Origin of the sequence: Aquitalea palustris (assembly GCF_003693445.1) — a bacterium.
In the GTDB taxonomy this organism is placed as follows: domain Bacteria; phylum Pseudomonadota; class Gammaproteobacteria; order Burkholderiales; family Chromobacteriaceae; genus Aquitalea; species Aquitalea palustris.
This window is the reverse complement of sequence record NZ_RFAR01000091.1, coordinates 1-8,892: the sequence shown is the minus strand read 5'-3', so window position 1 is coordinate 8,892 and position 8,892 is coordinate 1. Positions and strand designations below refer to the sequence as shown.

Here is an 8,892-nt window from a genome sequence, read left to right as displayed (position 1 = left end):
TGGTGGCCGACGAGGTACGCAAGCTGGCCGAGCGCACCACCAAGGCCACCCAGGAAATCGGCGGCATGATTCGCGACATCCAGCAGGAGGTCAACACCAGCATCCACTCGATGGACAGCGGCCGCCTGCAGGTAAAATCCACCGAACAGGACTTCAGCAATGCCGAAAACGCCATCGTGGCCATTGTCGATGAGATCCACCAGATGCGGAATTTCGTGGTCGAAATCGCCAATGCCGCAGAAGAACAGGCAGCCACCGCGCAGGACATCAGCGACAAGCTGAGTGAAATCGCCGGCCACTGAAGCCCTACCGGCAGGCTGCGCGCCTTGCCAGCCTGCCGGTCAGCGTTTAGTGTGGAGTGCCGTCCATACTGTTTAGCCTTTGATCATGAGCCTGCAATCCGTTCGCGATTTCTTCGCCGCCCGTCAACTGGATATCCCCATCATCGAACTGGAAGTCAGCACCGCCACCGTGGCGCTGGCGGCCGCCGCCCATGGCGTAGAGCCGGGGCGCATCGCCAAGACCCTGTCCTTCCGCCTGGCCAGCGGCGAGGTGATCATTCTGGTCACCCGTGGCGATGCCCGTATCGACAACCGCAAGTTCAAGGACGCATTGGGCAAGGGCAAGATGCTGGCCCAGGAAGAAGTGGTCGAGCTGACCGGTCATCCGGTGGGCGGGGTCTGCCCCTTTGGTTTGGCACAGCCCTTGCCGGTATACCTGGATCGTTCCTTGCAGGATTTCGATGAAGTGCTGCCCGCCGCCGGTGCCATTCACAGCGCGGTGCGCATCAGCCCGGCACGGATGGCCGAGATCACCGCCGGCAGCTGGGTGGACGTGTGCCAGCCTGTCGCCGAGCTGGCTGGCTAATCAGCAGGCGGTGGAATAAGACAGCATGGCGCTACGGTCAATGCCGACATGCAACAGGCTGCCCACATCCAGCCCGGCCGCATACTGCTGCACTTCACGCGCAGACAGGGTCAGCGTCAGTTCGCCATCCGCACTGGCCACCGTCACCCTCACCCCGTCCGCCAGCTGGATGATGCGCCGCACCGCCGCTGCCGGTTGCTCCGGCCCCAGCCGCAAGGCCTGCTCTGGCACCACCCCCTCGGCCAGCACGTTTTCGTAACCGATAAAACGTGCCAGCCAGGGCGTGGCCGGCGCGGCCAGCAATTGCGCCGGGGTAGCGCACTGGACAATGCGCCCCTCGCGCAGCACCGCCACCCGGTCGGCCAGGGCGAAGGCTTCTTCGCGGTCATGAGTCACCAACACCGCCGGAATAGCTGCCTGCTGTAATTGCTGGCGGAATTCCTGCTGCAACTGCCGCCGCAAATCCGCGTCCAGACTGGAAAACGGTTCATCCAGCAGCAACAGCCGTGGCCGGGTGACCAAGGCCCGCGCCAGCGCCACCCGCTGCTGTTCACCACCAGACAGCGTCCATACCTTGCGCGCCTCCATGCCGGCCAGCCCCAGCTGCTGCAAACAGGCCAATGCCTGTTGCCGCGCTGCCGCCCGCGCCACCCCGTGCTCGATCAGCCCGAAGCAGACATTGCCCAGCACATCCAGATGCGGAAACAGGGCAAAGTCCTGAAACATCAGCGCAAAACGCCGCGCCTCTGCCGCCACACCAGCCAGGTCGGCCCCGGCAAACGACAGGCGGCCGCTATCGGGCTGCTCCAGCCCGGCAATCATCTTAAGCAGGCTGCTTTTGCCACAGCCGGACGGCCCCAGCAAGGCCAGCACTTCGCCGGCCTCCAGTGTCAGGCTGAGCTGGTCGGCCACCAGCTTCGGGCCAAAACGCTTGCATACCTCTTCCAGTCGCAGCATGTCAGGACTCCTTGCGCAACTGCCGTTCGGCGGCAGACGGCCATTCGATGATCAGAAAAGCCAGCAGCGCCAGCAACATCAACAGACAAGCCAGCAGCATGGCGCTGGCAGCATTGTCGGCTCCCGGCCGGCCCAGGCGCTGGTAGATCAGCGTGGTCAGGGTCAGCCATTCCGGCCGCGACAAAAACAGCGTCACGGCAAATTCGCCCAGCGCGGTCGCCGCAGCAAAAGCCAGACCACGGCGGAAAGCCGGTCGCAGCAAAGGCCATTCGACACGGGCAAACACCCGCAAGGGGCTGGCCCCCAGACTGCGCGCGGCCTGCGGCCAGTGACGTGGCAGGCTGTCCAGCGCACCCGCCAGGCTGCGCGCCACAAAGGGATAGGCCAGCAAGGCATAGCTGGCCAGCAACAGGGGCAGACTGGCGCTCCACTGCGGGTAGAGCAGCAACAGGCCAAAGGCCACGCACACGGGGGACACCACAAAGGGGAGAAAGGCCAGCGCCCGCAGCCACAGGCTGCCACGTGCCGCCAGCGCATGCAGCCAGCCCAGCAGCGCCGCCAGCAGCACGGCCATGGCACTGAAACGCGCCGAGTTGCCCAGTGCCAATAACACTTCCTCGTCGTGCAGCAGGCTGAAACCGGAAGCAGCCACTGCCTGCACGGCACGCCACAGCACTGCCAGCAGAGGCAGGCCGGCAAACAGCAGCAGCAAGGCCAATGCTGCCACCAGCTGCAGCCACTCCATGCCCTGCGGGCGGCGCGGCAGCACCGGGTCCACCTTTAGCGGTGCGGCCAGGCGGCGCTCCAGCCAGGCATACAGCGTAGCAATTACTCCGGTCACCAGCAGCATCAACAGTGCCAGCGCGCCAGCATCGGCCAGATTCAGTTCGTAGGACACCAGCTGGTAGATTTCCACTTCCACCGTGGCATAGCGCTGCCCGCCCAGCAGCAGCGCCAGCCCGAAGCCAGAGAAGCAATACAGGAATACCAGGCACAAGGCGGACAACAGCCAGGGCCGCACCGCCGGCCATTCCACCCGCCAGAACACCCGCCATGGCGTCGCGCCCAGCGTGCGGGCGGCAGCCAGCCGGCTGGCCGGTATCTGCGCCAACCCCTCACAGGCAGCACGAATCACCAGCGGCAGATTGAAAAACAGATTGCCATACAGCAATAGCCAGGGGGTGTCCTGCAGATTCACCCCCAGCAATCCCTGCGGCCCGAACAGCGCCAGCACACCCATGGCCGCCACCAGCGTGGGCATGACAAAAGGCAGCATCAGCAGGCGCAGGCTGAGGCTGCGACCGGGAAAGCGATAACGCGCCAGACACCAGGCAACCGGCAAGCCGATCAGCAAGGCGGCCACACAGCTGACCGCGGCCTGCAGCAGGGACCACAGCACCCGCCATTGCAGGTAGCGGTCGGCAAACAGGCCGGTAGACACCGCGCCCTGCCCTTCCTGCAACAAACGCAACAAGGGCAGGATGGACATCAGCAACAAGAAGGCCAGCGGCAACAAGGCCAGCCCTGCTCGACGGCCACGCTCAGACATGGTGCTGCCGGGTAAACGGCCAGTCGGCGACCAGCACATCTTCCGGACCGTCTTCCGGGTCGTCCACCCGTTCCAGCCACTGGAAACCCAGGCTGGCGGCCAAGGCCTGCGAGGGCAGATTATCCGGGCTGATGGACAGCACAAAGCGCTTTACCCCAGCGGTTTCCACCGCCCAGCCGGCACAGGCCAGCAAGGCCTCGCTGGCATAACCCTGGCGCCGGAAAGCCGGCAGCACGGTATAGCCCAGCTCGACATCACCACGCCCTTGCAGATAGGCATGGCCGGGGCAGGTATGGAAATTGATATGACCCACCAGCTGGCCATCCTCCCGCCGCAGCATGGCGCGCATCGACCATGGCGCATACTCCGGCTCGTTTTCCATCTGCTCCAGCCGCAGCGACATCACCGCTGCTTCCTCCAGCCAACTGATGGGCAAGGGTGCGCCCAGCCAGCGCGCCGCCTCGGCCAGCCGCGCCTCCATGCTGGCGCGCAACATGGCAGGCGTGAGGTGGCGCAGGATCAGCCGTGGGCTGACGATATCCGGAACGGTACTAGCTGCGGGCATGGGCGACTGCATTACTGGCCGGATTTCAGCACGATGCGCGTCCACTTGCCGACCCAGCCGGCGCTGTTGGCGGCAATCTGCTGCTGGTTAGGCGTGGTGTGGGCCGCCGGCTTTTCGGCATGCTGGAATACCGGGTCCAGCGCGATGCCCGGCTGCACCGGATACATCCACATCGAGGTAGGAATATCCTTCTGCACCGCGTCCGAACGCAGGAAGGCAATGAACTTGCGCGCCAGCGCGGCTTGCTGGCCGCCCTTGACCAGCGCGGCGCCTTCTACCTGCTGGAACACCGCACCGGGCAGCAACAGGTTGGCAGTGGGCGAAGTGCTGAGTTTTTCCTTGCTATAGAACACTTCCGCCGCCGGGCTGGTGGCATAACTCACCACGATGGGGCGCGCACCGCCATTGCGCGAAAAATCGGTGTAATAGGCTTCGGTCCAGCCCTTGCTCACCTTCACGCCGTTGTCGCGCAACTTGGCCCAGAAGGCCATGGCGCGGGTCTCGCCCATGGCCGAGATGGTGGACAGCAAAAAAGCCAGACCGGGGCTGGAAGTGGCCGGGTTCTCCACCACCAGCAGGTCCTTGTAGGCCGGACGGGTCAGGTCGTCCAGTTTTTTGGGCAGCGGCAGCTGCTTCTTGGCAAACCAGGCCTTGTCGTAGTTCAGCGTGACATAGCCGTAGTCGATGCTGGTGGCGCCCGGCAGCTGCGGCTGACCGGATTTGCGCTCTGCCGCCTCAGGCAGCAGCACACCGGCAGCTGTGGCCTTGCCCATCATGGTGTTGTCGATGCCGTACACCACATCGGCAATGGGATTGGCGCGGGTCAGGATCAGCTTGTTGACCATCTCGCCGGCATCACCGGCCTTGATGATGCTGAGCTTGACGCCATTTTGCTGCTCAAACTCTGCCAGCAAGGGCTTGGATACGGCAAACGAGCTATGGGTGAGCACGCGCAGTTCGGCGGCATGGCTCAGGCCGGCCAGCAACAGCGCGCTGATGAGACTAGTGGTTTTGAACAACTGCATGACATTCTCCGTGCGACAAGGCGCAATCGCCGGAGCAAGCGAAACAACAGATGGTGGAGCCTTCTGCATCACGCTCCCTCCGCTGGCATTATCCAGTTCAGGTTCTAGGGTGTTTCTCAGCCCGCAACGGGCACCCCTGGTGATTGGCGGCATCATGCTGATACCTGCCGACATGCTTGCTTACAAGGCGTTACCGTTTCTTCACGAAAATTAACAGCCTGCAGCGCGCAGAAAACGAATTGTACACACTTTCCATCCATGATGAATTCACAACAACAGCAAGCTTGTTCAAACCGAAGTCAACGCAGATAACCCAGGGAGTAAAACCATGAAACTGTCCGCTCGCATCATGCTGATCAGCCTGTCCGCCCTCACCTTCGCCGCCCTGTCCAGCAGCGCCTCGGCCGAGACCGAATGGCAGAAGCAGCACCCGCGCCGTGCTGAAGTCAACCATCGCCTCGACCACCAGGACAAGCGCATCAACAAGGAACGCAAGGAAGGCGAAATCAACAAGCAGCAAGCTCATGAACTGCACCAGCAAGACCGTGCCATCCGCCAGCAGGAACGTGCCGATGCCCGTCAAAACCACGGTCACATCACCAAGCAGGAACAAAAAACGCTGAATCAGGAAGAAAACACGGTAAGCAAGGAAATCGGCAAGTAAACTTCAGCCATATTCCAGCCGATTACCGGCCAGACCCTAGCCGGCCAGCGTGGCCAGCCAAGATCTGGCCGGTCTGTCTTATACCGAAGAGCGAGCCTTTCCGATGAGATCGCATGCGCAAACCGCCATCCGCCTGATCCTGCTCTGCCTGCTGCCGCTGACTGCCTGGGCCGGCATCGGCGAAGAAGGCGCCCGCCACCTGCTGTCACGCACCGGCTTTGGTGCCAATCCGGCACAAATCGCCCTGTATGCACCGCTGGGCCGCGAACAGGCAGTGGACCGGCTGCTGGATCATGCCGTGTACAACGCCCTCAGCGCGCCGCCCACCTGGGTCAATGAACCATTCGACCGCCCCGGCAAACCCAATCTGACAGAAGACGAAAAGAAAGCCCTGCAAAAAGAGCGCAACGAACATGCGCAAGAGTTGCGTGGCTGGTGGCTGGAAGAAATGCGCATCACCCCCAGCCCGCTAACGGAAAAGATGACCCTGTTCTGGCATAACCACTTTGTTTCCGGACTGGACAAGGTGGGCGTGCCGCAACTGATGTATCAGCAGAATGTACTGCTGCGCCATCAGGCGCTGGGCAACTTCGGCCAGCTGCTGCACGCCATCGCCCGCGATCCGGCGATGATGCGCTATCTGGACACGGTGAATAACCGCAAGGGCCAGCCAAACGAGAACTTTGCCCGCGAAGTGATGGAGCTGTTCACCCTGGGCGAGGGCCACTACAGCGAACAGGACATCCGCGAAGCCGCCCGTGCCTTTACCGGCTGGTCGCTGGACAAGGACTTCCACTTTGTCTACCGCCCCAATCAGCATGACAACGGTGACAAGACCATCTTTGGCCAGCAAGGCAATTTCGATGGCGACGACGTGCTGGACATGCTGCTGCGCAAGCCACAGACCGCCCGCTTCGTCACCATCAAGCTGTGGAGGTACCTGGTATCCCCTACCCCGAACGAAGCCGACATCCAGCGCCTGTCCACGCTGTTCTACCGCGATAATTACGAAATCCGCCCGCTGCTGCGCGCCATGCTGCTGACACCCGCCTTCTGGCAAAGCCAGGGCCAGTTGATCAAGTCGCCACTGGAGCTGACCGTGGGCACGCTGGTGACCTTCGACCTGACGCCGCCGGACTGGCGTGCGCTGGCCGGGCTCAACCGCCAGCTGGGCCAGGACGTATTCAACCCGCCCAATGTCAAAGGCTGGCCCGGTGGTGAAGTGTGGATCAACAGCGCCACCCTGCTGACGCGCAAGCAATTCCTCGACCGCCTCAGCCATGATGCCGCCCCCATTCGCAACAACTTCATCAAAGCCGACGGCCAGATGGATGAGGCAGGCGGCCGCCAGGCACGCATCCAGCGGCTGATCCAGGCCGGCTTGCGCCCGATCAAGCTGCAACCGGATGAATGGACCGCCATCTACCATGTCCGCAACGCAGCCGACAGCGCGCGCCTGCTGCTGGCGGTACCGCCGGCGCAGCCGCTGCCGGAAGGCATGAGCGGCGCGCAAGCCATCGCGCCCCTGCTGCTGGACCCGGCCTACCAGGTTCATTGAAACCATCACCAAGGACTTTGCCATGTTTCAACGCCGTGAATTTCTCAAGGCCATGGGTGCCGGCCTGCTGGTTTCGGTACTGCCTAATCTCAGCTATGCCCTGGCTCCGGCCGGTTACCAGCGCCTGCTGGTACTGATCGAGCTAAAAGGCGGCAATGACGGCCTCAACACCGTCATTCCCTACACCAGTGACGACTACACCCGCCTGCGCCCGGCCATCGGCATTCCCCGGCCACAGGTATTGCAGCTGAATGAACAGGTCGGCCTGCACCCGGCCATGAGCAGCCTGATGCCGCTGTGGCAAAACCACCAGCTGGCGGTACTGCAGGGCGTGGGCTACCCCGAGCCCAATCTGTCGCACTTCCGTTCCATCGAAATCTGGGAAACCGCCTCGGCCAGCAATCAGTATCTGGGCGAAGGCTGGCTTAGCAGGCTGTTTCGCAGCCAGCCGGTACCTGCGGGCTTTGCTGCCGACGGCGTGGTGCTGTCCAGCCAGAACCTGGGGCCGCTGGATGGCGGCGCGCGCGCCGTGGTGCTGAGCAATCCACAGGACTTCGCCCGCCAGGCCAAGCTGGCAGCCGACCAGCAAGCCGGCGCACACAGCGGCGCACTGTCGCACATCCTCAAAGTGGAAGGCGATATCCGTACCGCGGCCAATGCGCTGCAACAGCCAGTACCAAAGCCAACGGTCAATCCGGCCGATGCGCCCACTGCGCCGCCCAAGGCGGCAGGCGGCTTTGCCCAGGCCATCAACACCCTGGCGGACATTCTGCAGAACGGCACCCGCATCGCGGTGGCGCGCATCACCCTCACCGGCTTTGACACCCACGGCAACCAGCAGCCCACCCAGGCGCGCTTGCTGGGCGAACTGGCCGACGGCCTGGCCCTGCTGCAAAACCGCTTGCAGGCACAAGGCCGCTGGGACGACACCCTGGTATTGAGCTATGCCGAATTTGGCCGGCGGCCACGCGAAAATGGCAATCGCGGCACCGACCATGGCACGGCCAACAGTCACTTCATGCTGGGCGGCCGGGTCAAGGGCGGCCTGTATGGCCAGACGCCGGTGCTGGCTGGGGTGACAGATGGCAACCTACCCCACGCCATCGACTTTCGCCAGCTCTACGCCACGGTGGTACAGGACTGGTGGGGCAAGGACGCCCGCTCCCTGTTTGGCGGACATTTCGAGCGGCTGCCGCTGCTGCGGGCCTGAGCCAGCTCGACCCGGACACCAATCAAGCCCACCCGTCGCCAGGCAGGGGGATGCCAGGATGTATCGGTATACGCGGTGGAAATCACCAGAGTTTGCATCCGCTCACGCGGATGATGATTTAAGTGCCGCTTCCGCGCGGCGAACGGGAAAGGGATCTTTGTTTGGCCAAAGATCCCCACTACTAGAAGAACTGGCCGCATCGAATGGCCTGCGGCTACCCTCCGGGGCCTGACCGGTGCGAGGCGCACCTGAACTCGTGATTTGCTAAGGTCAAATCGCTCAGACAGGACAGGCGCTTAACACCTCGCCCGGGCCACCCGTCGGCATGCTTGACGGGGCTAGCTGCTTGCGTTGATGCGTTAGCCTCTCGGATCACACTGGCTTGCATTGATCATCGGGCAATCTTGCCGAAATCCTGTCTGCATTTCCTCATTAAAACCTCTGTCGAGGGTAACGGGTCCCGTCAGCGCGAGCCGACGCAGACGTGCCGCTCAGGG

9 protein-coding genes and 1 riboswitch are annotated in these 8,892 nt (G+C 63.1%); of the genes, 5 read left to right on the top strand and 4 right to left on the bottom strand.

Annotation, left to right across the window (positions count from 1 at the left end; all coding sequences use genetic code 11):
- A partial coding sequence (locus EAY64_RS17850) for a methyl-accepting chemotaxis protein (RefSeq protein ID WP_305000382.1) occupies positions 1–302 on the top strand: 302 nt, incomplete at its 5' end.
- 85 nt (positions 303–387) lie between these two features.
- Positions 388–867, top strand: coding sequence for a YbaK/EbsC family protein (locus EAY64_RS17845; protein WP_103526082.1), 480 nt, complete (start codon positions 388–390; stop codon positions 865–867).
- On the opposite strand, the gene EAY64_RS17840 is transcribed toward EAY64_RS17845, so the two are convergent.
- Genes EAY64_RS17840 through EAY64_RS17825 form a run of 4 tightly spaced genes read right to left on the bottom strand, consistent with a single transcriptional unit; the run spans position 868 to position 4,963 of the window.
- A complete protein-coding gene (locus tag EAY64_RS17840) occupies positions 868–1,824 on the bottom strand; it encodes an ABC transporter ATP-binding protein (protein ID WP_103526081.1) in 957 nt (318 codons plus the stop codon).
- A gap of 1 nt (position 1,825) precedes the next feature.
- Positions 1,826–3,373 carry an ABC transporter permease gene (locus tag EAY64_RS17835; RefSeq protein WP_103526080.1) on the bottom strand — a complete coding sequence of 516 codons (1,548 nt, stop codon included), beginning with the start codon at positions 3,371–3,373 and terminating at the stop codon, positions 1,826–1,828.
- Positions 3,366–3,938: a GNAT family N-acetyltransferase gene (locus EAY64_RS17830; RefSeq protein WP_158604726.1), complete on the bottom strand. Its 573-nt coding sequence runs from the start codon at positions 3,936–3,938 to the stop codon at positions 3,366–3,368. Before EAY64_RS17830 ends, EAY64_RS17835 begins: the two co-directional genes overlap by 8 nt.
- A gap of 11 nt (positions 3,939–3,949) precedes the next feature.
- Positions 3,950–4,963, bottom strand: coding sequence for a thiamine ABC transporter substrate-binding protein (locus EAY64_RS17825; RefSeq protein WP_103526078.1), 1,014 nt, complete (start codon positions 4,961–4,963; stop codon positions 3,950–3,952).
- A gap of 56 nt (positions 4,964–5,019) precedes the next feature.
- Positions 5,020–5,111, bottom strand: a riboswitch (TPP riboswitch).
- A 180-nt stretch (positions 5,112–5,291) separates the two neighbouring features.
- Here EAY64_RS17825 and EAY64_RS17820 point away from each other — a divergent pair.
- The 3 genes from EAY64_RS17820 to EAY64_RS17810 are packed head-to-tail and all read left to right on the top strand — an operon-like array spanning position 5,292 to position 8,395.
- Positions 5,292–5,627: a hypothetical protein gene (locus EAY64_RS17820; protein ID WP_103526077.1), complete on the top strand. Its 336-nt coding sequence runs from the start codon at positions 5,292–5,294 to the stop codon at positions 5,625–5,627.
- Between the two features lie 49 nt (positions 5,628–5,676).
- A complete protein-coding gene (locus EAY64_RS17815; RefSeq protein WP_226034157.1) occupies positions 5,677–7,185 on the top strand; it encodes a DUF1800 domain-containing protein in 1,509 nt (502 codons plus the stop codon).
- A gap of 22 nt (positions 7,186–7,207) precedes the next feature.
- Complete coding sequence (locus EAY64_RS17810; protein ID WP_103526076.1) at positions 7,208–8,395, top strand: DUF1501 domain-containing protein; 1,188 nt, start codon at positions 7,208–7,210, stop codon at positions 8,393–8,395.
- Positions 8,396–8,892 lie beyond the last annotated feature (497 nt).

Excerpts from the sequence above, each read along its gene's own strand:
- EAY64_RS17845 (WP_103526082.1), top strand. The coding sequence starts at position 388 with ATGAGCCTGCAATCCGTTCGCGATTTCTTCGCCGCCCGTCAACTGGAT.
- EAY64_RS17840 (WP_103526081.1), bottom strand. The coding sequence starts at position 1,824 with ATGCTGCGACTGGAAGAGGTATGCAAGCGTTTTGGCCCGAAGCTGGTG.
- EAY64_RS17835 (WP_103526080.1), bottom strand. The coding sequence starts at position 3,373 with ATGTCTGAGCGTGGCCGTCGAGCAGGGCTGGCCTTGTTGCCGCTGGCC.
- EAY64_RS17830 (WP_158604726.1), bottom strand. The coding sequence starts at position 3,938 with ATGCCCGCAGCTAGTACCGTTCCGGATATCGTCAGCCCACGGCTGATC.
- EAY64_RS17825 (WP_103526078.1), bottom strand. The coding sequence starts at position 4,963 with ATGCAGTTGTTCAAAACCACTAGTCTCATCAGCGCGCTGTTGCTGGCC.
- EAY64_RS17820 (WP_103526077.1), top strand. The coding sequence starts at position 5,292 with ATGAAACTGTCCGCTCGCATCATGCTGATCAGCCTGTCCGCCCTCACC.
- EAY64_RS17810 (WP_103526076.1), top strand. The coding sequence starts at position 7,208 with ATGTTTCAACGCCGTGAATTTCTCAAGGCCATGGGTGCCGGCCTGCTG.